General features: G+C 36.8%; 24 protein-coding genes and 1 riboswitch. Of the genes, 8 read left to right on the forward strand and 16 right to left on the reverse strand.

The genetic code is table 11. The annotated features are described in order from the left end of the window. Positions 1–246: 246 nt before the first annotated feature. Complete coding sequence (locus MJG50_RS19290; RefSeq protein ID WP_240257406.1) at positions 247–390, forward strand: anti-repressor SinI family protein; 144 nt, start codon at positions 247–249, stop codon at positions 388–390. 46 nt (positions 391–436) lie between these two features. On the opposite strand, the gene MJG50_RS19295 is transcribed toward MJG50_RS19290, so the two are convergent. Both MJG50_RS19295 and MJG50_RS19300 read right to left on the reverse strand, forming a co-directional pair. Then, a complete protein-coding gene (locus MJG50_RS19295) occupies positions 437–991 on the reverse strand; it encodes a nitroreductase family protein (protein ID WP_240257407.1) in 555 nt (184 codons plus the stop codon). An 18-nt stretch (positions 992–1,009) separates the two neighbouring features. Continuing rightward, positions 1,010–1,426: a hypothetical protein gene (locus tag MJG50_RS19300; protein ID WP_240257408.1), complete on the reverse strand. Its 417-nt coding sequence runs from the start codon at positions 1,424–1,426 to the stop codon at positions 1,010–1,012. A 480-nt stretch (positions 1,427–1,906) separates the two neighbouring features. Here MJG50_RS19300 and MJG50_RS19305 point away from each other — a divergent pair, with 480 nt between their 5' ends. Next, positions 1,907–3,562 (forward strand): glycosyl hydrolase family 18 protein, encoded by a 1,656-nt coding sequence (locus tag MJG50_RS19305; RefSeq protein WP_240257409.1) that lies wholly within the window; start codon positions 1,907–1,909, stop codon positions 3,560–3,562. A gap of 113 nt (positions 3,563–3,675) precedes the next feature. On the opposite strand, the gene MJG50_RS19310 is transcribed toward MJG50_RS19305, so the two are convergent. The 7 genes from MJG50_RS19310 to MJG50_RS19340 form a co-directional block, all read right to left on the reverse strand. Then, positions 3,676–4,281 carry a hypothetical protein gene (locus MJG50_RS19310; RefSeq protein ID WP_240257410.1) on the reverse strand — a complete coding sequence of 202 codons (606 nt, stop codon included), beginning with the start codon at positions 4,279–4,281 and terminating at the stop codon, positions 3,676–3,678. Continuing rightward, complete coding sequence (locus tag MJG50_RS19315) at positions 4,238–4,939, reverse strand: hypothetical protein (RefSeq protein ID WP_240257411.1); 702 nt, start codon at positions 4,937–4,939, stop codon at positions 4,238–4,240. The genes MJG50_RS19310 and MJG50_RS19315 overlap by 44 nt, the downstream gene beginning before the upstream one ends. A 378-nt stretch (positions 4,940–5,317) precedes the next feature. Then, the gene (locus MJG50_RS19320) at positions 5,318–5,701 is read right to left on the reverse strand and encodes an SET domain-containing protein (protein ID WP_240257412.1); all 384 of its coding nucleotides are present in this window, start codon (positions 5,699–5,701) and stop codon (positions 5,318–5,320) included. A 76-nt stretch (positions 5,702–5,777) separates the two neighbouring features. Continuing rightward, complete coding sequence (locus tag MJG50_RS19325) at positions 5,778–6,917, reverse strand: methyl-accepting chemotaxis protein (RefSeq protein ID WP_240257413.1); 1,140 nt, start codon at positions 6,915–6,917, stop codon at positions 5,778–5,780. A 55-nt stretch (positions 6,918–6,972) separates the two neighbouring features. Next, on the reverse strand, positions 6,973–7,683 hold the full coding sequence (locus MJG50_RS19330; RefSeq protein ID WP_240257414.1) for a hypothetical protein: 711 nt from the start codon (positions 7,681–7,683) through the stop codon (positions 6,973–6,975). A gap of 56 nt (positions 7,684–7,739) precedes the next feature. Further along, positions 7,740–8,108 carry a hypothetical protein gene (locus MJG50_RS19335; RefSeq protein ID WP_240257415.1) on the reverse strand — a complete coding sequence of 123 codons (369 nt, stop codon included), beginning with the start codon at positions 8,106–8,108 and terminating at the stop codon, positions 7,740–7,742. Positions 8,109–8,238: 130 nt separating this feature from the next. Next, positions 8,239–8,325, reverse strand: a riboswitch (cyclic di-GMP riboswitch). Between the two features lie 177 nt (positions 8,326–8,502). Continuing rightward, on the reverse strand, positions 8,503–9,255 hold the full coding sequence (locus MJG50_RS19340) for an alpha/beta hydrolase (protein WP_240257416.1): 753 nt from the start codon (positions 9,253–9,255) through the stop codon (positions 8,503–8,505). Between the two features lie 77 nt (positions 9,256–9,332). On the opposite strand from MJG50_RS19340, the gene MJG50_RS19345 reads away from it, so the two are divergent. The 5 genes from MJG50_RS19345 to MJG50_RS19365 all read left to right on the forward strand — a co-directional run bounded on the left by MJG50_RS19345 (position 9,333) and on the right by MJG50_RS19365 (position 14,219). Next, positions 9,333–10,169: a helix-turn-helix domain-containing protein gene (locus MJG50_RS19345; protein WP_240257417.1), complete on the forward strand. Its 837-nt coding sequence runs from the start codon at positions 9,333–9,335 to the stop codon at positions 10,167–10,169. Positions 10,170–10,328: 159 nt separating this feature from the next. Then, on the forward strand, positions 10,329–11,303 hold the full coding sequence (locus MJG50_RS19350; RefSeq protein ID WP_240257418.1) for an ABC transporter substrate-binding protein: 975 nt from the start codon (positions 10,329–10,331) through the stop codon (positions 11,301–11,303). A 107-nt stretch (positions 11,304–11,410) separates the two neighbouring features. Beyond that, entirely contained in the window at positions 11,411–12,409 is a 999-nt protein-coding gene (locus MJG50_RS19355; RefSeq protein WP_240257419.1) for a FecCD family ABC transporter permease, read from the forward strand. Next, the gene (locus tag MJG50_RS19360; RefSeq protein WP_240257420.1) at positions 12,409–13,425 is read left to right on the forward strand and encodes a FecCD family ABC transporter permease; all 1,017 of its coding nucleotides are present in this window, start codon (positions 12,409–12,411) and stop codon (positions 13,423–13,425) included. Before MJG50_RS19355 ends, MJG50_RS19360 begins: the two co-directional genes overlap by 1 nt. 5 nt (positions 13,426–13,430) lie before the next feature. Beyond that, positions 13,431–14,219 carry an ABC transporter ATP-binding protein gene (locus MJG50_RS19365; protein WP_240257429.1) on the forward strand — a complete coding sequence of 263 codons (789 nt, stop codon included), beginning with the start codon at positions 13,431–13,433 and terminating at the stop codon, positions 14,217–14,219. A 117-nt stretch (positions 14,220–14,336) separates the two neighbouring features. Here the strand turns inward: MJG50_RS19365 and MJG50_RS19370 are convergent, their stop codons facing one another. Further along, entirely contained in the window at positions 14,337–14,855 is a 519-nt protein-coding gene (locus tag MJG50_RS19370) for a hypothetical protein (protein ID WP_240257421.1), read from the reverse strand. Between the two features lie 331 nt (positions 14,856–15,186). Here MJG50_RS19370 and MJG50_RS19375 point away from each other — a divergent pair, with 331 nt between their 5' ends. Beyond that, positions 15,187–15,651 carry a hypothetical protein gene (locus MJG50_RS19375; RefSeq protein ID WP_240257422.1) on the forward strand — a complete coding sequence of 155 codons (465 nt, stop codon included), beginning with the start codon at positions 15,187–15,189 and terminating at the stop codon, positions 15,649–15,651. A gap of 159 nt (positions 15,652–15,810) precedes the next feature. On the opposite strand, the gene MJG50_RS19380 is transcribed toward MJG50_RS19375, so the two are convergent. The 6 genes from MJG50_RS19380 to MJG50_RS19405 form a co-directional block, all read right to left on the reverse strand. After that, positions 15,811–16,827, reverse strand: coding sequence for an oxidoreductase (locus tag MJG50_RS19380; protein WP_240257423.1), 1,017 nt, complete (start codon positions 16,825–16,827; stop codon positions 15,811–15,813). Positions 16,828–16,925: 98 nt separating this feature from the next. Continuing rightward, positions 16,926–17,837 carry a PTS system mannose/fructose/sorbose family transporter subunit IID gene (locus tag MJG50_RS19385; protein WP_240257424.1) on the reverse strand — a complete coding sequence of 304 codons (912 nt, stop codon included), beginning with the start codon at positions 17,835–17,837 and terminating at the stop codon, positions 16,926–16,928. A 19-nt stretch (positions 17,838–17,856) separates the two neighbouring features. After that, entirely contained in the window at positions 17,857–18,663 is an 807-nt protein-coding gene (locus MJG50_RS19390) for a PTS mannose/fructose/sorbose transporter subunit IIC (protein WP_240257425.1), read from the reverse strand. Between the two features lie 27 nt (positions 18,664–18,690). Then, positions 18,691–19,665, reverse strand: a complete 975-nt coding sequence (locus tag MJG50_RS19395; protein WP_240257426.1) for a mannose/fructose/sorbose PTS transporter subunit IIA — start codon at positions 19,663–19,665, stop codon at positions 18,691–18,693. Positions 19,666–19,849: 184 nt separating this feature from the next. Beyond that, positions 19,850–20,215 carry a DUF956 family protein gene (locus tag MJG50_RS19400; RefSeq protein WP_240257427.1) on the reverse strand — a complete coding sequence of 122 codons (366 nt, stop codon included), beginning with the start codon at positions 20,213–20,215 and terminating at the stop codon, positions 19,850–19,852. Positions 20,216–20,461: 246 nt separating this feature from the next. Beyond that, entirely contained in the window at positions 20,462–21,571 is a 1,110-nt protein-coding gene (locus MJG50_RS19405) for a hypothetical protein (protein ID WP_240257428.1), read from the reverse strand. Between the last annotated feature and the right edge of the window lie 141 nt (positions 21,572–21,712).

Below are 21,712 nucleotides of genomic sequence, written 5' to 3' on the forward strand. Positions count from 1 at the left end.
GTAAAAGGTTCAAAATATTAACATTCCTCAATAGCAGATGTTAATGCATTTGTTTATTATTATTTAGAGTGTGTTTACCTTGTTAACAGAATCGATATATTCCTATATCAGATTAACACTCCCTTCTATGATATTTTAAAAAATCCCAACAAATCACATCAAGGAAATCTTCTATACCTCACCTTAGTGTCTCTAGCCAATTTGCACCCTTATGAAGGTAAAATTGAAAAAGAGGAGGTCTAAACATTGGATGAATTAGAACAAGAATGGGTTCAATTAATTTCTGAAGCTAAAGAAATAGGTCTAAACATTGAAGAGATACGGGAGTTTCTAAGATGTAGATTACATGAAACGAAGGTAGAAAGTATGTTAGCCCTTGCATTAGAGTAAATAAAAAGACCACTAGTGTGGTCTTTACTATTCTTGATTACATGATTCACCTAATCCACTTTGTAACTTCCTCGAATGGTTTCCTCTTACCATCAGGTACGCTCCTTGATGGGTAGCCAAAATAAAGGAAACCAAGAACCTCACCTTTCTCAGATAAACCGAAAAACTCTCTCATCATAGGATCATATGTTGGCTTTCCTGTTCTCCAAATACCTGCAAGGCCTAGACTATGCGCTGCTAAAAGCATATTTTGAATGCAAGAAAAGACAGCACCATACTCCTCTATGTTTACGGCTTTCGGATTATCACTTGGTTCAACAGCTACTGCTATGATCACCGGTGCACGTAATGGTTTGGCTAAAACCTTTTCAAGCTTTGCCTCGTCTGTTTCACCGTTTTTCTTTGCGATATTTTGCAGAACATTCCCTAAGCCTTTCCTACCCTCTCCCTGCAAAACAAAAAAACGCCACGGCTCTGTTTGATGATGGCTAGGAGCCCAAGTACCCGCTTCTAGAATTTGTTCAATCACATGTTCTTCTACTTCCTTATCCAGCACTAGCCCCGAACTTCGGCGCGTCCTAATCGCCTCAATTACATCCATACATATCTCTCCCCCGATTTATTTTCCCTTCGAAATCTCATTATAATTTTTGAACTTAGTGAACCATTTTTTCTTTTTTAAGTATCTTTCGTTAAGTACAAGAACTTTTCCTTCTTCAGAAGGCACATATTTTCGATAAACTGATTTATATTTTTCAAATGCAAAGTGACCTACTATATAGATTGGCAAAATAATGAGCATGAGGATTACGAATTGAGGGATCATTTTGATTTCATTCTCTAAGATAAAAATCGTCATAACAGCATGTGCCCCAAATGAAACCATTAAGGTAATGAGCACATTACAAATATGAAAAGGAAACACATCCTTTTCCTCATGAAACATTCGTTCCAATTCATTCTTGAAGACAAGCGTGATAAATACTGATATCACAATGACAATAAGAGAAACAAAATATGTAAAAACTATGTACATTTTTCACGGCCCTCGCTCTCATATATCATACTTTCATTGTACCACAAGAAATGGAAAATGAGACCTCCTAAAGAACTATTTGAATTCAGTGTAAATAGACCTATCGCTACTTATTATTAGCACAATATCAATAATTCGTTTTCATTATTTTTCAAAATATTTAAAAAACTATTTGAAATTCATTTTAATGTCTCTTATTGTGAATACAATGTAGATTACATGAATTGATTTTTCTACATAAATTATTTTAGGAGGGGGTAGACGGATGGGATTATAAGTTTTTTAATGTAAGGTCGCAACTAGAATAGTTACGAGTGAAAAATACGAGAATACATAAACGCTAGATTAAGTGCTTACTATTATTCTATTAACTTGAACAATAACAAGTCATGCACCACTCATAACTTATCATTGTAAATGCTCTCTTGTATGTGAAAGGTAATATCAATTTATTTACTATTAATCTAGGAGGAATAATTGATGAGAATGACATACGTAATTCGTAAAAGAGCTTTTCTTATCACACTATGCATGCTCTTAATTTTATCTTTACTTCCGGCTTTATCACCTGCGAAGGCAGAGGCGGCCACTGATGATGACTATAAGGTCGTTGGGTACTTTATTGCCTGGGGGTCTTACGGAAGGGACTTCCAGGTTGAAGATATGGATCCAACAAAAGTGACACATATTAACTATGCCTTCGCGGATATTTGTTTTGATGGCATACATGGTAATCCCGCATCAGCAGCATGTGATAAGGGCGATGGGACAGCCCCAGAAGATATTCCTGACGGATCTGTCGTACTCGGCGACCCATGGATTGATGCACAAAGTAGCTTTGGAGGCAGCTTCGACGGTGGGGTTAATGGGATTTACGGCAACCTTGGTAAACTAGCACAATTAAAAGTGGATAATCCACATCTCAAAACATTGATTTCAGTGGGCGGCTGGTCATGGTCAAACCGCTTCTCTGATGTTGCGGCAGATCCACAATTGAGACAAAACTTTGCAAACTCTGCAGTAGATTTTGTTCGTAACTTCAAAATGGATGGAATTGATATTGATTGGGAATATCCAGTAGCAGGGGGCATGGACGAGAACAGTTATCGACCAGAGGATAAGCAAAATCACACGCTGCTTCTACAGGATATTAGAAATGCATTAGATAAAGCTGAAAAAGAGGATGGTAAAGAATATCTATTAACCATCGCTTCTGCTGCAAGTCAAGCCTATCTTACCAATAATGAATTAGATAAAATTGCTCAAGTAGTTGATTTCATCAACATTATGACTTACGACTTCAGTGGCGTATGGCAGTCTACTAGTGGTCATAACGCACCATTATTCGGAGATAATCAAGCAGCAAACGCAGGGGTTATTAACGTAGGGGCAGATGTAGCAACTGCTATAAGAGGACACTTAGATCATGGTGTACCTGCTAAAAAACTAGTAATGGGACTTCCTTTCTACGGAAAATCATGGGCGGGCTGTGAAGGTAATCCAAATAACGGCGGTTATTTAAACTGCCAAGGTGCAGGTACGGGTACATGGGAAGCAGGTGCATTAGAATATGATGATATCATAGCAAATTACGTCAACAAAAATGGCTATAAGCGCTATTGGAATAATGCAGCACAAGTACCTTACCTATTCAATGAGACTACAAAGCAATTCGTTACTTACGATGATGCTGAGTCAATTGCTGCCAAAGTTGCCTATATTGAAAACCTCGGTCTTGGAGGAGCAATGATTTGGGAACTATCATCAGATCGTCAATTCACGTTGTTATCAACAATTAACAATGAATTTAAAAATGGAACTACACCAAAATCCCCAATCTATAACATTATGTCAGATTGGGATCAGAAAAAAGTATATACAGCCGGTCAACAAGTTCTCTTTAATGGTAATATCTATACAGCAAAATGGTGGACACTCGGTGAAAAGCCTAGCTCAAGCGATGCTTGGAAAAAAGGAGCGATTGCTGGGACCCCAGCACCAATAGAAGCGTGGAGCAAAACAAGCACATATACACGCGGAGATAGTGTCACATACAACGGTAAAACATACAAAGCAAAATGGTGGACACTTGGCGAAAAGCCAGGCACTAGCGATGTATGGGAACTAATTAACTAAATGTAAAGATAAGGTATATTCAGTCCCACGGTATAGTATCGCCTTACTGTGGGACTAACATCATGCTACCTATATGAATAGCCGAGTTTCACAAAATATCGTAGATCAGTAAATTATGTAGTAGATGTTAATCGTTGAGGTATTACAACATACCCATTTGCCTTCCGTGATTTAAGCACTTTAATTAGTTGGTTCTTTAGGGATGAATCGCACATTACCTCTATAATGACCTCGCTTTTACGACTAGCAAAGACTTTTAATTTCTTCTTACTAAGCGCTAATTCGATTATCAAGCCCAGGATAAAACCGCCCGCTAAGCCAATCAAGCCCCAAATGATTGGTCCCCAGTACAATACGAATCCATAAATTGCTCCTAGAACCGCAAAAATAGTTGCACCCATCATGGCACCGTCCAGTACACTTCTTCCGTCTGCCCGATGAATTGTGTCAATGATATGTGCCCCAGAATCAAGATTCTCAAGTGGTAATGCAACGATATTCTGCGGTAGCACTCCCAATTTCTCTATATCATGGATAACCATCTCCACAAATGGCGAATGGTCAAATGTGGCGATCACTTGTACTGTATTGTTTTCGATTGTGTTTAGCTGTCCCATATTTGCTGCCCTCACTCTAAGGTACCTTATTTGCTCAATATCATATAAAATATTATTTTCATTCACTGATGCATACGCCTGATAGATTGCAAAAGCGTACATGGAAGGCAAAAAAAAGAAACCATTGCCAGTCCACAATTGCGGTTACACTACTAAAATCCCCAAGAAATGAATAGAGCCAGGTACGAATGGCCATTGCCTTATAGCAAACAAATATCCACCAAGCCAAAACAAAAGTGCCAACAACCGTACTTCCACTATATAATTGTCCCAATCCAGGAGTAAAAGCTGACCAGAGCATACCCACCCACGGATGTTTCTTGTCGAGAGAAACAACATCAAAAAAGTTAACATCAGAAGGTGTGACAGGTGCATCTTCAATTTCGGACAGACTATGATTTTTACTAATCTCAACCGCACATCGGTAACTATCCCAAATGCTGTAAATATACACAGCCACATAAAGTAAAGCCCACTCCTGATTTAATGATGCTGTTGCCTCTTCAAAACTACCTTGAAAGGATAGGGCAATCCCCATGTTGAGATTGGACATACTGTTCACAACCAGCTCCCAGATAATTAAGACAAAACCATGTAGATACTTACCGATAAACATGTGCCCAAACCCTGGAAAGGCAGCTGACCACCAGGCTGCAATCCAAGGGGGACGGGGATATACCGAGTTAATCCCAAATACGGATATCTGCCCTTTGGAATAACGCGGTTTTATGTTAGCTGACTGGAACTTCTGATGTGGCATTGGTTATCTTCTCCTTAGGGTTGATATCTACATTTAATGTTACCAACAATTACCTACCCTATTCAGCCACTCACTCATGCAGCATTCACACAATAACTAATTTTCCTATGACCAATATAATAGAAAAGGTCTCCCAACAGTATCAAATGCGCCTTGGCGTATTTGAGCCCAGATTTTTTCGAGCTTGCTCGAAAAGCTTCCTTTAAAAATCTGAGGCATCCGCCGGAGGCTTTAACTTTATTCAGTCGGGGTTTGAACCCGAACTGAATTGCAAACTGATTTGCATTTATCTCACCACTTTTAGAAGTGGGAGACTTCTGCTGAATAAAGTTAATCAACTGATGAAAGACCTTCACTACTAATATGTTCTTTTTGTAATCATTCTTTTTCCTGATCAAACCACAGCAGTTCTTTGTCATCCACGTCACCATTATAATTAATCAGAATTTCTTCGCCGGCTTTTATATCTGTAAAAGCATAGAAGTCAAACGTATGTTTTTCAAAACTAATCTCATAAGTCGCATTAGGATTATATGAATGATTGAATAACATCCCGTAACCGAGAAGGATTGCGGAATGATTCACTCCATACTCAAAAGCGTAATCGGCTAGTAAAGTTTGCTCAATATATTGATGTTGGTCGTTTGGATATGCAATAACGGGAGCCTCATGTAGCATCGTTCCCTTTTTGATATCACATGTAGCAAATACCCCTCTGTTAAATTCTCCATCACTTAGTGAAGATGTTTTTACTTCAATCATGCTGTTCACCTACTTACTTGTAAAATATACTTTCTAACTATAACATTAATCTACTCAATGAGTACGATTATTTCTTTTATTGATTTGATACAAATAATAACTTGTCTACACTATTTTTTAATTCCACGAGATTTTTTGCTTCCTGAATGAGTTCTTGCATTGTATTTAGTTGGTCATCACTTATTCCCACTAGTTCCTCAAACATTTCAACAGATTCCCGAGAGATAAAGGCTATCTCTTTAATTGTTGACATAATCACCTGAGAACTAGAAGATAATTCTTCTGTACTTGCAGAAGAATTTGCATTATTTTCAGCTATGATCTTGGTAGTAGCTAGAATCTGTTCGAACATGTTTCCTACCTCTACTATGGTCGTATTTGTATCTGTAAATTCCTCTGTTCCCTGTTTCATTGATTTTACTACAATTTCAGTTTCTTCTTGAATATTCTTTACAATATTTGATACTTCAGAAGAAGACTGGCGCGATTGCTCGGCCAATTTTCGAACCTCATCAGCTACGACCGCAAATCCCTTACCATGTTCACCAGCACGTGCTGCTTCTATTGCTGCATTCAATGCTAATAAATTAATTTGTTCTGATATCCCCGTAATCACTTTTACAATAGTCCCAATTTCGTGAGATTTTTCTCCAAGCTTATTTATAGCATCAAATGTTGTATTTACCGTCTGATTAAACCTCTCCATTTTTTCCAATGAGTCTTTTAGTTTCTCATTTCCTTCTTCCGTTAATTCTAAGGTAGTATTCGATTGATCCGAAATTTGATTCGATCTCACAGATAGTTCTTCGATAGCCTGTGACATATCTTCCATTGAAACAGAGCTTTCTTCAGTAGCTACTAATTGCTTCTGTAAACCCCTACCCACCTCGTCTATTGCCGCTCTTACAATATCAGCTTTCTCTGAAGCGTATTCACCACTTTCAGCGAGATTCCCTCCTATTTCATGTACACTTTTTGCAAATAAGAGGAACTTTTCCCTTACACGATTAAAAAACTCAATTAGTTGATTAAATACCGAATGATCAGAACTTCTTTCATCAACTTTGCTAGTGATATTACCTGCTGATATTTCTTTCATTCCATTTATTATTTCTTTATTTATATGAGGATGATGTTTCAGTGTAAAATATCGGTAAGCAAAATACACTGATGTCCCCAATAAGATTATAATACTACCAAGCATAATAGCTTCCATGATAAATAAATCCCCTACTTCTATTAATAATTGTTTTAGACCTATTATGTAAATTTTAAAGGTCTTTTATTAGAATATATGTCCCGTCTGCTATATTTGAAGGAATACCACTCAACTTACTATTATCCTGATATTTATGAACAATATAATTTCCTTCTACATCCTTATATTTTTTCATATTATGATATTTTTCCATTACGCGTATTGACTTCGGGTTGGTCGCTTCACCTAAAACAGCCTTCAATCCTTGTGAAGATGCCTTTGTTATCAAACTATTTCCTAATTGCTGAATAATTTCGTGACGGTTATGTTCAGCTGTCACTCCTAGCATGAATAGATGCAATAACTCTCCATCTTTGATTTCTTTTCCGTTTCGTTTTTTATAATCTTCCATGAAACGTTTATCTACATCTTCCAGAACACGCAGAATTACATTCATATCATAAAAAGATCCTTCAAATATATCTTCTCCGATAATCTCAGGTGCATTTGTATCTCCAGCAAGTACACCAACAACATTATGATTACGATCTTGAGCGACTGCACAGTAACCTTGCTCGATTGTTGACTCTAAATAATCCTTCGTAAACTTATAAAAATCTTCATAACCAATATTTAATTGACCTACCATCGGTTCCTGAACCCATTTCCCTGAAACATCCACTCCAATAAATGAACGCGCTAGACAATCTGCTGCTTTCTGTATTAAATCTAATTGTTGCTTTGTAATAATTTCATAGGTGTATAAATCTAGTGTTGTTTGCACTTCATGACTTCCTTTCAAATAACATCGTAAAATCCCCTTATAATTGGGATCTACTATTACATAGAATGAGGTACTCTATCGATAAATGTGCCAGTGAACTCAATTCTTTCGAGTGCGTTCCTAATTTGCACTTGAGCTATTTTTGATGAAGGTTTGATTACAAGTGTATCCTTAAAACCTAAGGTAGAATAAAATTGCATCGTTTGCTCCAACTGCGGTACAACTTTTGAAGGAACTGGCGTTTGATGGGTCCCATCTACAACAAACGTATAATCTCGTCTTGATACTTTATTAATCGTATCCTGCAGATCAATCATATACCCTTCAGCATCCTCCTCTCTCATTAATCCACGTACCTGTACATGTACTTCCTTCGCAGTTTCATTAATTGCCATTTTATATTTCTTTTTATCTACAACTATCATCTCTTATCTCCCTTATTTCTATAATCTACTATTTTTCATAGTTGATATTTGCACGGATTGAAGTTGAGTCAAATAAAAAAAGCTATCCCGAATGTAGATAGAGATAGCCAAATAATCAATTATTATTATTCCTGGCAACCCGACTATCATTATCCTAAGGGATTTTAGACTCGTAGCTTTGCGTCCTTACCTTTCGATAAGTTTGCCTTTTTCAATTTTAGAAAAATAGTACTAAACTCATGGTTATTTATTACTAGTTTAGTATAAAATACTTGTCGTTTCTTGTCGATGCCAATATTTGCCTCAATTGGATACTCGATAATAAGGCTAATTTCCTATTCACTGCTTTTTGTCAGAGTTGTTCCATGTTAGCCTGAGTAAAAGGACAGGAACATTACCTATTATTTTGATTCAAATAACGGAATGCACGGCTAATAACCGACGGAACAACTGAAGCATGGTTTTCTTCTAATGCTTCATAAAATGAGACATTTAAACCATGTTCAGAAAGATATTTAAACATTTGTTGCCCATCATTGACCATAAATCCCTCAAGCTCGCCCACCGCTATATACAGACAATTACATGTACCCTCATTCATAATAAATGCTTCAGCATAACGAACTAACTCATGATCATTCCACCAAATTGACGGACTTAACGCGATATAATTTGCAAAACTGTTTGTATACTTGAATAAGCTCCATAGAGCATAATAGCCCCCTAAAGAGTGACCAAATAATGTTTCATTGTTCGTATTTACTGAGAAGTCACGATGAATAATCGGTTTTAGCTCATTCTCAATAAATAAATGAAAATCTTCTGCACCTCCAACAGCTTCTGGCTCTTTCCCCTTCATACGCATTGGATATGCATATTGAATAGCTGGTGCTGTATAATCATAAAATCTCCGCGAACGCATCGTATCTTTCTCATGATTTATACCGACTACAATGGCTGGGTTCACTTTTGTTTTTACAGCATTCTTAGATTGCACTTCGACAGTTTTCTTTGCAAATTCAAAATAAGATAAGCCATCTAACACATAGATGACCGGAAAACCCTCCTTCGGGCTTTCACCTTCCGGAATATATACATCCACTGTATATTTATAATTTGTGTAGTTTGAATGAATGACATATGACACCTATATTCCTCCTATAATTCATGGTATAATCCAAATGATAATCATTATCAATTAAAGAGTCAATATAGGAGAGTTGTATGAATTATACCGTAAACCAAATTATCGACTATTTTGCGAAGTCTTCATTCGAATACGTGAATATTATTACGAATCAAATTTTACCCCAACAAAGGGATGGGAATCGAACTACTGCATACGGGGTATCGGGGATTGTTATACCCTTATCCGGAAAAGCAAATTTCTCATTCAATGAGACTACTTATAAAATGCAAGAAAACATGATTGTCCATGCAGGGTCTCAAATGAATCTTGAGATTGAAACAATTGGAGATAAACCTTGGGAGTATGTGGTTATTCATTATAAGACACTACATAATGCACCATTTAATTTAAAGAATAAGGACTTTTCTATCAATATAAAGCAGATGGTCAAAATAAAAGATTTTGTCTATCAACTAATTAAATTTTCTTCAGAACCGGGGAGCTTCGCAACATTTCAGGTAAAAGTAATATTCTTAAACTTAGTAAAGGAAATTTTAGAGCAGGCAAAAAAACATGTAGAAGAAAAAAATTCATCCATCATTCCTAAAGCAATTGCTTTTATTCAAGAAAATTATGCAAAGGATTTTTCAATTGGAGAACTTGCAGAAAGGTTGAGAATAGAGAGGCGTCGTTTTTCTGAGTTATTTGAACAGCACATTGGTCTTAGTCCAATTCAATATTTAACAGAATATCGTATACACAATGCACGTGAATTGTTAAGGTTGGGTCATTATTCTATAGCTGAAGTAGCCGAGATGACTGGCTATCAAGATAGTTTTTATTTCAGTAGAGTTTTTAAAAAACATGTTGGGATGTCCCCTTCAAAATACAGAAAATATATCGAGGAAAACTCCATTTTTATTAATCAGTAGGCTACCAACGTCTACTTTTCAAAATTTTCGGCAAAAGTCCATATTTTAAAATAAATTAGTCCATTCCTTTTCAACCATAGCTTTGTTAGAATCTTAAAAGTAAATGAGAATCAATATCAATTACAAAAATTCAAATATCATTTTAGGAGTGTGTACTATATGAAAAAACGTTGGATATTCGGAGCTGCAGCATTTCTGACTTTGGCTTTAGCAGGCTGCGGGGAAACTGAAGAAGCAAAAACTCCAGTAAAAAATACTGAGACGGAGAAAGCTTCCGCTGAGGTCAAAGAAGAAACTACCCAAACGATTTCCTATTTAGGAACAGATTATACGATTCCTGGCCAAGTAGATAGCATTGTTACGGCAAGCTTAGAATCTATGGAAGACGCAGCTGTCCTTGGAATTAAGCCGGCTGGAGTTCTTGAAATTGCAGGTGCAATTCCAGCATACTTATCAGATGATTTAGCAGGAGCATCACTCATCGGTGACAAAAGATCACCAAATGCTGAGGCCATATTAACACTCGATCCAGATGTTATCGTTGGCACTTCTAAATGGGGTGAGGACGTAATGGCGGAGATGAATAAAATTCAGACAACATTGCCTTACTCACACATTTCAACAAATTGGAAAGATAATCTACTTGCCCTCTCCCAAATTGCAGGGAAGGAAGACTTAGCAGAAAAAATCATTTCTGACTATGAGGCGAAGGCAGAAGAAGGAAAAGCGCAAGCCAAAGAACAATTAGCTGATGATAACGTATTAATCATTCGTGTTCGTGGTGGACTCATGTACATTTATCCATCAAGTGTATACTTAAACCCTGTTTTATATGAGGATTTAGGTGCAAAAGTTCCAGAAATTATTGCGAAAGCAGAGGCTCAAGCGGAAATTACCATGGAAACTTTAGCTTCAGTTAACCCTGATGCTATCTTCCTTCAATTTGAAGAATCAGAAAATGCAGAAGCACCAACAGCACTTGAAGACTTACAAAAGGACCCTATTTTCTCAAGTTTATCAGCTGCTAAAAATGAGCGAGTATTTGTTAATACCATTGACCCGCTTGCCCAAGGTGGTACTGCTTGGTCAAAAGTGAAATTCTTAGATGCTGCGATTGAAAGCTTACTTCCATAATGTAGAACTTAGCGGGCAACAACTTGTTTGTCCGCTAAAGTTATTTTCTACATAGCTTTATTGTATAAGCAACAAAATCATAATCATAAGGAAAATAGGTGGGCGTTATGAAAAATAAACAAGTAATCTATCTCTTAACGTTATCACCTGTATTGATTACAGTAATAACGTTAATCTCAATTATCTATGGAACTAAGGATATTAGTATATGGACAGTATGGGAAGCTATCGCGCATTTTAATGAAACTAATATTGATCATCAAATCATTCGAACTGGTCGCATCCCTCGAGCAATTGCAGTTCTTTTAGTAGGGGCATTTTTAGCAGTAGCTGGTGCCATTATGCAAGGGATTACAAGAAACTATTTAGCATCACCTTCCCTAATGGGTGTTAACGATGGTTCAGCATTTGTCATAACCCTGGCAATCGTGTTTTTTCCGGGACTTTCAAATATTCAAATGATTTTCGGCTCAATGGCTGGTTCAGCAATCGGTGCTGGGCTTGTTTTTGGTTTTGGTTCACTGATACGAAATGGCCTGTCCCCTGTACGCTTAGCAATTATTGGGACAGTAATTGGGACATTTCTCAGTAGTATTGCCTCGGCGATTGCGATGTACCATCAAGTGTCACAAACACTAAGTGCCTGGTATAACACAAAAGTACAAATCGTTGACATGGATATGTTATTACTAACTTTACCCATTGGGTTAATAGGACTCATTTTAGCCATCATTTCCGCTAAGGCAATCACCATAACTTCTTTAGGGGAGGATGTTGCGATTGGTTTAGGTCAAAAAACAAAAACAGTCAAAATTATAAGTATGTTAGCAGTTGTTTGCTTAACAGGAACGAGTGTTGCATTAGTAGGGAAAATTGCATTTGTTGGGTTGGTCATTCCACATGTAACACGCTTTTTAGTAGGTGTAGACTACCGAATAATTATTCCTTGTTCAGCAGTGATCGGTGCATTCTTTCTCTCCCTTTGTGATTTAACTAGTCGTTACATAAACTTTCCATATGAGACGCCTATCGGAGTAGTAACGGCTATTATTGGAGTTCCATTTTTCCTATACCTAATTCGCAAACGTGGAGGTGAAAAAGCGTAATGAAGCGTTTCACCTTCACATTTGTAATTCTTATTCTAATCTTTTTAGCCGGAAGCTACTTACATATTACAAATGGAGTATTTGATATGTCGATACTCGATATTATTAAAACATTCCTTCGCATTGACCCAAATGAAAAGTTTGATTTAGTTATTTTTGAATTTCGACTACCTCGGATTATAATTGCCGCCTTAGTTGGGATTGGACTTGCGATGGCTGGTGTAATCCTACAAGGAATTACACGAAATGGCCTAGCAGATCCAGGGATTTTAGGAATTAATGCAGGTGCAGGAAGTTCCATTGTACTATTTATGTTTTTCTTTCAGGTTCGCGTTGTCAGTGCAGATATGAGCAGTTGGGTCTCCATTTTGATGATGCCTCTATTTGGTTTTATTGGTGGAATCCTTGCTGCAGCTCTTATTTTTATCTTTTCATATAAGCACGGGCGCCTCGATATGCAACGTTTAATTTTGAGCGGAATAGCCATCAATAGTGGATTTGGAGCCCTATCCATGTATTTATCACTTAAAATGAACCCACAGGATTTTGAATCAGCAGCACTTTGGATGTCTGGCTCTATTTACAATGCTAACTGGATTTTCATTATTACGATGATACCTTGGATTGTTATTTTTGGAATCTATACGTATCGAAAGGCCTATTTGCTAGATTATTTTCAACTGGAAGAGGAAAGCATCAAAAGTTTAGGAATTCCCGTCGAGCGTGAGAAAATCCTCCTCCTTCTCTCAAGTGTGGGCTTAGTTAGTGCCTGTGTTTCCGTATCAGGAAGTATTGGATTTATCGGACTTATGGCACCACACATTGCTCGCCAATTAGTTGGTATTCGGCACCAACTTATCATGCCAATCACGGCGTTAATCGGAGCTGCATTACTTGTATTTTCTGATTTTGTGGCAAAGACGGTATTTGCACCTTCTGAATTATCAGTCGGAATTGTTGTTTCTATTGTAGGGATACCTTATTTCTTATATTTACTCGTAAAGGCGAAAGGATGATCATGATGAGTACAGCCTTTAAAATAGAAAATTTAATAGCAGGCTATGAAAATACTAAAATTCTAAATGGTGTAAATGTAGCTATCGATGCTGGGAAAATCACGACAATTATCGGTCCAAATGGATGCGGTAAATCGACATTGCTGAAAACGATTAGTCGTATTCTGAAAAAAAAAGATGGGCAAATTTATATTCAAGAGCAAAACATGGATTCTATTTCGACTCAAGAAATAGCCAAACAGCTCGCTTTGTTATCACAATCTCCAACAGCACCTGGGGAGCTAAAGGTGGAAGAACTTATCTCATATGGACGTTATCCTCATCGTAAAAATGTAAATCGATTAACGAAAAAGGATAAAGAAATGATTGAATGGGCCATGACCGTTACCAATACCCTCGAGTTTCGCGCTCGAGATTTAGCACAATTATCCGGAGGCCAGCGTCAACGTGTTTGGCTTGCCATGGCACTTGCGCAAGAAACAGATATTCTTCTGCTAGATGAACCAACCACCTATTTAGATATGGCTCACCAGCTAGAAGTATTAAATATCGTAAAGACACTAAATGAAGAACATGGCTGTACGATCGTGATGGTCTTACATGATATCAACCATGCCGCTCGCTTCTCTCATCATCTAATCACAATGAAACAGGGGCAAGTGATGAAATGTGGCAGCCCTCTTGAAATTATTTCGTGCGAAGTATTAAAACATGTATTTCAAATTGATGCCCGTATTATACAGGATCCTAAATTACAGGTACCGGTCTGTTATTCTTATGATGTTTTAACATAAAAAATATAGCCTCGAGAGGTTAAGCATAACTAAGTGATTCATTAAGAGTTGTCCGGATAGTTGATTATCACCAATTATCCAGACAGCCCCCCTTCACCTTAAATTCTCTATGGTTAGTTAGCTAGAAACAGCCATATTAGACTTCATTTTACTTCTTCGATCAGTGAAACTTATATAAATGGTTAAAATAATACACATCAAAAGTGCTGCATGAAAAAGGACATGGATTGTATTAGGTACAATTCCATTCATAACAGGTAAGAATGAATGGGTGTCACCGAACATCAATTCATATCTTTCTACTCTTTCGTCTGCACCATATCCAAAGAAATAGGGAATCCACCAATCTAGCAAAGCTCCAGTAAAAATAGATGTTTGGTGAATAACTAACCAAATTTTTATCCATATTGGATATTTTCTTCCTCTAAAAAATACAATAGCTCCAAGAAATAATAGTATCTGTACTCCCCCAATTAATGTAACAGTTACTAATTCTCCTAATGAACGATCTCCAGAAACAGCTTCTACATCATTAAATGGCCCCAATGGAAGCCAATCATGAAATATCATGAATAATAATATAAAACAAAACCCACTTAGTAATATTTTCTCCGATGGACGCATTTCTTTCTTCATAAAACTTCCCTCCTATTTTATGAATTTTCAAAATCCAACTTTTATTTTGGGGCTATTATATACTAACTGAATATACAAAAACATTAATATTGAGTAAAATTTACACAAAATTAATAGAACTCCTTTATGAGGAAACCACCAATAGTTTTTTTCATTTATGTTGTAAAAATATGAATATAATAGACAAAGAGGGAATTAAAATGTCTGTAAAAAAAGAAGATCCACGCGCCATTCGCTTTAAGCGTTAATTGAAACCAATGCTATGTTTACATTAATTGAGTTAGGTGATAAGGAAGCCTTTAAATTGTTTTACGACATATCAAAATTTTATATGATTGATAAAAATGAAGTGCCATCAAGTATCGATTTTTATTGTTCTATCTTTTCCGAAGCACTAAATATTAATTTTCAAAAATCTCGATATCAAATGAAGATAGGGCTAGAATGGGAAGATTTATGTTTTAAAATTGCAAAAGACAAAAAGCTGGATGTTATTAGTCATCTAATATTAGCAAATAGAAGTATTCCTGATATGGCGATAAACCATCAAAATAATAGCAAGTATGAGACTCTAATCGAATGTAAGAAATCACTTTATTTTGCTAAAGAGGAATGGACATATGAGATTGATATTAATAACAATCCAACTTCCAGTAACTACCTGCCTTTTTGTCGTACATTACAATATTGGATTTTAGAAGATATAGATTTTGATCCCAATTTCGAACATCTCGATGTAATCGAGTGGATAGAAGAATTAAAAAGTTTGGAAGACGCTACTTATTCAAAATTTTAAGGATTCTAAAATCAATCAAACGTTTGATTGATTTTAGAATCGAAGCTTTTCCAAAGTCAATTGACTATGGAGAAGCTTCTCATTTAAATATTTTAGGTTGTTTACTGATAAGATCTCGGAACTTAAGTTTGTCGAGTCTTTAGCTCAAAATCATCCATTTTACTTTAAATTTTTAACCCCTGCTTCTAATATTTCCATTTGCAGCAGTGTCTGTTTGTCTGTAATGGTTTTATCATGACCATTTATGATAACTTCATATAAATCATCATAAACTCTACCATAATCGCCATTTACGGATTTCACTTTTTCTTCATGGATTGTACCTTCTTCATCAGTATATGTCAGTACACCATAGTGATTTATTGTATCTATACCAAAATCTTTGTTATCAGGCATATAAAATAGCTTTAAATGTTCTTCCTGACGATCTTTGGTTTCTTTAACAAAGCATCCCTTTTTGCCGTAAACAACAAAGCTTGGCCTTTCTTTAAGACGAAAATAACTGGATTTTACAGAAACCTTTAACCCGCCATAATATAAATCTAAATCAAAATAATCATTCATTTTTCCTTGTCCTAATAATTGTCTTACATCATAATGGATATGATCTGGCTCCCCAAAATAGCTGATGACCTGATCAAGTGTATGGCAGCCATGTCCATATAAAAATGACTCAGCAGGGTTAAAAGAATGAGCTGACTCCGGTACTTCGGGGCGATAATAGTCAAAATGCATTTCCACTTCCAGTAAATCCCCTAGTTTCCCCTCTTCAATGACCTTTTGAACGGTTAAAAAGTCGCTATCAAAACGTCTGTTTTGATACACCTGAACAATTAATTCTTTCTCTCTTGCCATTGCAAATATTTCTTTTGCCTGTTCTGAGGTTTCCATAAAAGGCTTTTCAATCAAACAGTTCTTATTATGTTCTAATACTAATTTTGCGTATTCATAATGACTGTCATGTCTTGTACAAATCACAATCAGTTGAATGTCCTTGTCATTTAATAGTTCATTTAATTCAGAAGTATAATTTACTCCTGCAATCCTTGCCCAACTTTCATGTTTAGGATTTCTTTGATAAATCGTTTTTACCTTTATATTCTCTCTTTGAAGTACGAACGGCAAATGATATCTGTTCGTGCTTTTTCCATTTCCAATATAACCAATCGTAAGCATAGTAGCCCCCTATGATCTTTTTATATGAATAGCACCTCCTTAGTTTATCAAACTAGGAGGTGCTTCTCTATTTGTATGAGTTGTTAAGATTCTTAATATTACATTAGGTGTATTAAGTGGAAGACGATACCAACCACGAATAACCCAAGAATCATGACGATTGGAGAAACCTTCCTCTTAAGCAGCCACATACAAAGAAGTGTGATCAACAATCCAGCTAGACCTGGGATTAAGCTATCCAAGTTGGCTTGTAAAGTAGTTACCTTAACAGGTTCTAATGAAAGACCACTAGCTTGCTGTTGTAAAGCAGTTTTAATCCCTTCGGCTCCGGCAGGTAATTTGTCCCACTCGATATAAGCACCTTTGGAAAGTTCAACTTCAGATACAACTGGCGCAAATTTTACAGATACCCACCTGTTAACTAGTGAACCAAGGATGAACATACCCAGTATGGATGCACCTTTCGTAATATCTTGAAGTACTCCCCCAGATAAATCGTCAGTAATTTTAGAGCCCGCTTTGTAACCAAATTCTTGCGTATACCACGTGAATCCCATCCGAATGAGATTCCATAAAACGAAGAAAATTATCGGCCCAAGGATGTTACCGGTCAAAGCAAGAGAAGCGCCTAACGCACCAAGGATTGGTCTAACCGTGAACCAGAAAACCGGATCCCCGATACCTGCTAAAGGCCCCATCATACCGACTTTAACCCCTTGAATAGCTGTGTCGTCTACCGGTGCACCATTTGCACGTTCTTCTTCAAGTGCTAAAGTTACACCAATAATAGGTGAAGCAACATATGGGTGAGTATTAAAGAACTCTAAATGCCGTTTTAGTGCAGCCGAACGATCTTCTTTTGATTTATATAATTTTTTGATTGCGGGAATCATCGTATATGCCCAGCCACCGTTTTGCATACGTTCATAGTTCCAAGAACCTTGAATGAAAGTGGAACGCCACCAAACAGAAATACGATCTTTTTTTGAAAGTCTTAATTCATTTGCCATTTTTGTGTCCTCCTCCTTCTTAGTAATTATCGATAATATCGCCTAGTGGATCACCAAACTTACCGTTTCCGCCATTACCTGAACCGCCTTGCTTAGAAAGCGCTAAATAGATGAGGGCAAGGGCCACACCGATAGCACCAAGGCCGATAAGTGTGATTTGTGAAACAGTCGCTAACACGAAACCAATTGCGAAGAATGGCCATACTTCTTTTGTAGCCATCATGTTAATAACCATTGCATAACCAACAGCTACAACCATTCCACCACCAATTGCTAAACCGTCTGTCAACCAAATTGGCATAGATGTGAGTAATTCTCTAACTGGACCTGCACCAACAGCTACGATTAATCCAGCTGGGATGGCAATACGTAATCCCTGCATGCAGATTGCAGCTATTTGCCAAAATTCAACCTTTCTGATGTTTCCTTCTTGGGCAGCAGCATCCATAAAGTGTACAATTGCTGTTGCGAGTGTACGAACGATGATTGTTAATAAAAGGCCGGCAACTGCAAGCGGAACAGCAATTGCAATTGCTGAAGCCACACCAGCTTTACCTTGTCCACCTAAAACTAAAATAATAGCAGATGCAACTGAGGCTAAAGCAGCATCCGGTGCTACAGCAGCTCCAATGTTTGCCCAACCTAAAGCGATCAGTTGAAGGGTACCACCTAAGATAAGACATGGTACTAAGTTTCCTGTGACTAAGCCGATTAATGTACAAGCAACTAGTGGTTGGTGGAATTGGAATTCATCCAAAATTCCTTCCATACCAGCTAAAAATGCTATAATCACAACTAATATTATTTGAATCACATTCAAATCCATGTTTAATAATCCTCCGTTTCACTGGATTTATTTTTGTTTATTTAACTCTTCTTGAGCCTTTTTGATAATTTCGTTCATGTCTCCCTTTGAATCGTTCGGCACTTTCCGTACATCGAAATTCAAACCAGCTTCTTTTAACTTTTTAAAAGTATCAATATCAGCTTGGCTAAAGGCCAATACCTTATTTGGTTGAACTTTACCTGGTGAATGTGCCATCGAACCAACGTTGATTGTCGTAAGTGGAACACCGCCTTCAACTGCCCTTAGTGCATCTTGTGGGTTCTCAAACAGAAGTAACGCGCGCTGGCCTCCGAAATGTTGATCATCTTTTGCAAGTTCTATCATTTTATTAACAGGAACAACGTGTGCCTTCACACCCGGAGGAGCAGCCTGTTGGATCAATTTCTTACGTAGGTCATCCTTAGCTACTGCATCAGATACCACAATGATACGTGTAGGCTGTGTCGTCTTTGTCCAAGCAGTTGCTACTTGTCCATGAAGTAAACGAGAGTCGATACGCGCTAACACGTATTCAAATGTACCAGGAGCACCTGCATTTGATTGCCCTGCAGCTGTTGTAGCCGAAGTAGCTTCTGCTGGTTCTAATTGTTCAGGCTTTACTTTAACTCCCTCTTTGGCTGTGCCCAAAATATGAGCGGCAATTTCATGTGCTGTGTTCATTGAGAAACGTGATGCAAAAGCTTCAATCAGCATCGGTAAGTTCATACCAGCAACGATTGCCCATTTGTCATTGTGTTCTTCAAACAAGCTGTTGGCTTGATTAAAAGGTGTTCCACCCCAAAGATCAACTAAGAATAACACTTCGTTCTTGTTATCGAAGGAAGCGATTGCTTCTTTAATTTTTGCCTTTACATCATCAGGACCTTCGCTCGGCATCAATGTAACTGCTTTTACGTTTTCTTGTTTTCCAAAGATCATCTCTCCAGATTGCAAGATACCATTGGAAAATTCACCGTGACTTGCAATGATAATTCCTACCATCTTTTTGCCTCCCTTTATTATTTTTCAGTCCATCCAAAGCGGTTACAGTTTCAACAAAACAATAAAAAAAGCATGAGTAAAAAGTAGATTTAATGAAGATATAGGTTTAGATTACCCGTTAATTCTTCATATCAACCAATACTTTTCACTCATGCATGAATCTTGCATGAAAAACGATTACTCTTTAATGTTTACTCTTCAAACTGCGTTTGATAACATCAAAGAAACTTAATGATTGGACCATCTGATTCGGATCAACATATTCACGTATTGTTCGCAAAACTTTTTTCTGCTCTTTTGAAGAAAAGATAAACTTCCCGTTCCGCTTAGTTTGGATAGCATACCGTGGGATCCATTTCCCTTTGAGCATGACTGAAGCAATCACATACTCAACTTCTATCCAAGGAATTTGAATAAACTTACGAGCATCACGATTATTGTAGAATTCAAACCCTTGATCTCCAATCATGATTTTCCCATAGTCAGAAATCCCCATATGCGAGGTTGCATCAATAACTAAATCGACTTTTGTATTAATTGATTGGACCATTTGGTATTCTCCATTTCATTCTTATAATAAAATTTCACACAAATTCTATATAATTCAGCCAACACGCACGTAATCTTATCTTCATTATTTCTTTAAATCTTTATTGTTATGTGTAGACCGTTCATTTCTTCCATATTCTATTTTAGGTATTTAATAAACGGGATATTCAACGATGGAAACGTCCCATAAAAAAAGAAAAGGAAATCAAATCCTTTTCTTTTGTCAGTACTATATCGAATTAATCATTCACTTTTTCCCTAACCTTTGAAACCAAGAATATATTTTTATACCATAGTATAGAAATAAAAATGCACCGATGGCCATGATTGCATAACCCTGAACCGCGGATTGAAAAATCGTTCGTTCATCTGGTGATAGCTTGATGCCAACCAAAATACCTATATAAATAATGATCATATCCCTTATCGGCTCATACCATTTGATCTTCCGCATTTTAATATAGACGATAGCCTGTGAAATAATCGTAAATAATAGAGCGAAATATTCTCCAGAACTATCACCGAAGGATCTATCTACTATCTCCCAATGCGGAAACCAAAAGCATATCATAATGATCTGTGAGATTGCTACGAGGGTTGTATAATAAATACCATTCTTTCGTGACCTTTTCTCTTTTTCCTCAATGAATGCTTGCTGTTTCTTTGTTAAAAACATATCATTCAAACCTTCTGCTTCTGAACCTATTACAAAGGAAAGTGTTCCCTCAAACCTCTCCTTCGGAATTAATTCAATAGCTTCTGGATTGTTTGGGGTCGCACTTAAGGCTTTATCTGTATGAAAAATCTGTACCCCTTGCTTTCGAAATACATCAAGCCATTTATTAAGTGATTTTTCAGTCGAATGGGAAAAACTTAAAACCTCTAATCGATTTTGAGTACTGACACCACAGATTAATATTTTTGCAATTCGTAAAGGAATAAGTTTCACACTATCATAATGAACACTATATTTGTACTTTGCCCCTATTCGATAGTCCATTCCGATTAAAACATATTTCATATTTTCATAAGGTAGAAAAATGTCATGCTCTATCCTTCTCTTCTTGTCTTTCTCGTAGTAATCATACCCTTTTTCACCAACACTTATTTTTACTATGACATCTAAGTATTTTCGTAAATTTTTGTAACTAAACCATGAAAGTCCAAAAAAGAAAACACCAATCATAAATAAAAGAATTGAAAAACCCAGCCCAGTCTCTAAAACTTCTATAACAGTTAAAACAAACATACCCATTCCAAGTAAAAGGAAAATAGAGATTAACCCAATATGGCAACTTATTGCCCACTTTGGCAGTTGACTCGTATAATTCAAATTATCTTTCGTTTGCATCTCCATAAACAATAATCCCCTCCTATTCCCTATTTTACCAGAAAGAGCATTGTGATTATTATTTTTTCTACACCTCCACGCCACAAAAAAATGAAATCGAGTAGAGTGAACGAATCGGAATTTTGATTCGTTCGACCCTCTCACACC

The organism is Fredinandcohnia quinoae (assembly GCF_022427965.1).
GTDB lineage: Bacteria > Bacillota > Bacilli > Bacillales > Bacillaceae_L > Ferdinandcohnia > Ferdinandcohnia quinoae.

Bases quoted from the DNA above. Each gene is read 5' to 3' on its own strand.
- MJG50_RS19370 (WP_240257421.1), bottom strand. From the start codon at position 14,855: ATGAAGAAAGAAATGCGTCCATCGGAGAAAATATTACTAAGTGGGTTT.
- MJG50_RS19355 (WP_240257419.1), top strand. From the start codon at position 11,411: ATGAAAAATAAACAAGTAATCTATCTCTTAACGTTATCACCTGTATTG.
- MJG50_RS19360 (WP_240257420.1), top strand. From the start codon at position 12,409: ATGAAGCGTTTCACCTTCACATTTGTAATTCTTATTCTAATCTTTTTA.
- MJG50_RS19300 (WP_240257408.1), bottom strand. From the start codon at position 1,426: ATGTACATAGTTTTTACATATTTTGTTTCTCTTATTGTCATTGTGATA.
- MJG50_RS19390 (WP_240257425.1), bottom strand. From the start codon at position 18,663: ATGGATTTGAATGTGATTCAAATAATATTAGTTGTGATTATAGCATTT.
- MJG50_RS19335 (WP_240257415.1), bottom strand. From the start codon at position 8,108: ATGATAGTTGTAGATAAAAAGAAATATAAAATGGCAATTAATGAAACT.
- MJG50_RS19395 (WP_240257426.1), bottom strand. From the start codon at position 19,665: ATGGTAGGAATTATCATTGCAAGTCACGGTGAATTTTCCAATGGTATC.
- MJG50_RS19385 (WP_240257424.1), bottom strand. From the start codon at position 17,837: ATGGCAAATGAATTAAGACTTTCAAAAAAAGATCGTATTTCTGTTTGG.
- MJG50_RS19325 (WP_240257413.1), bottom strand. From the start codon at position 6,917: ATGGAAGCTATTATGCTTGGTAGTATTATAATCTTATTGGGGACATCA.
- MJG50_RS19305 (WP_240257409.1), top strand. From the start codon at position 1,907: ATGAGAATGACATACGTAATTCGTAAAAGAGCTTTTCTTATCACACTA.
- MJG50_RS19375 (WP_240257422.1), top strand. From the start codon at position 15,187: ATGATTGATAAAAATGAAGTGCCATCAAGTATCGATTTTTATTGTTCT.
- MJG50_RS19310 (WP_240257410.1), bottom strand. From the start codon at position 4,281: ATGTACGCTTTTGCAATCTATCAGGCGTATGCATCAGTGAATGAAAAT.
- MJG50_RS19295 (WP_240257407.1), bottom strand. From the start codon at position 991: ATGGATGTAATTGAGGCGATTAGGACGCGCCGAAGTTCGGGGCTAGTG.
- MJG50_RS19345 (WP_240257417.1), top strand. From the start codon at position 9,333: ATGAATTATACCGTAAACCAAATTATCGACTATTTTGCGAAGTCTTCA.
- MJG50_RS19365 (WP_240257429.1), top strand. From the start codon at position 13,431: ATGAGTACAGCCTTTAAAATAGAAAATTTAATAGCAGGCTATGAAAAT.
- MJG50_RS19320 (WP_240257412.1), bottom strand. From the start codon at position 5,701: ATGATTGAAGTAAAAACATCTTCACTAAGTGATGGAGAATTTAACAGA.
- MJG50_RS19405 (WP_240257428.1), bottom strand. From the start codon at position 21,571: ATGGAGATGCAAACGAAAGATAATTTGAATTATACGAGTCAACTGCCA.
- MJG50_RS19350 (WP_240257418.1), top strand. From the start codon at position 10,329: ATGAAAAAACGTTGGATATTCGGAGCTGCAGCATTTCTGACTTTGGCT.
- MJG50_RS19315 (WP_240257411.1), bottom strand. From the start codon at position 4,939: ATGCCACATCAGAAGTTCCAGTCAGCTAACATAAAACCGCGTTATTCC.
- MJG50_RS19400 (WP_240257427.1), bottom strand. From the start codon at position 20,215: ATGGTCCAATCAATTAATACAAAAGTCGATTTAGTTATTGATGCAACC.
- MJG50_RS19380 (WP_240257423.1), bottom strand. From the start codon at position 16,827: ATGCTTACGATTGGTTATATTGGAAATGGAAAAAGCACGAACAGATAT.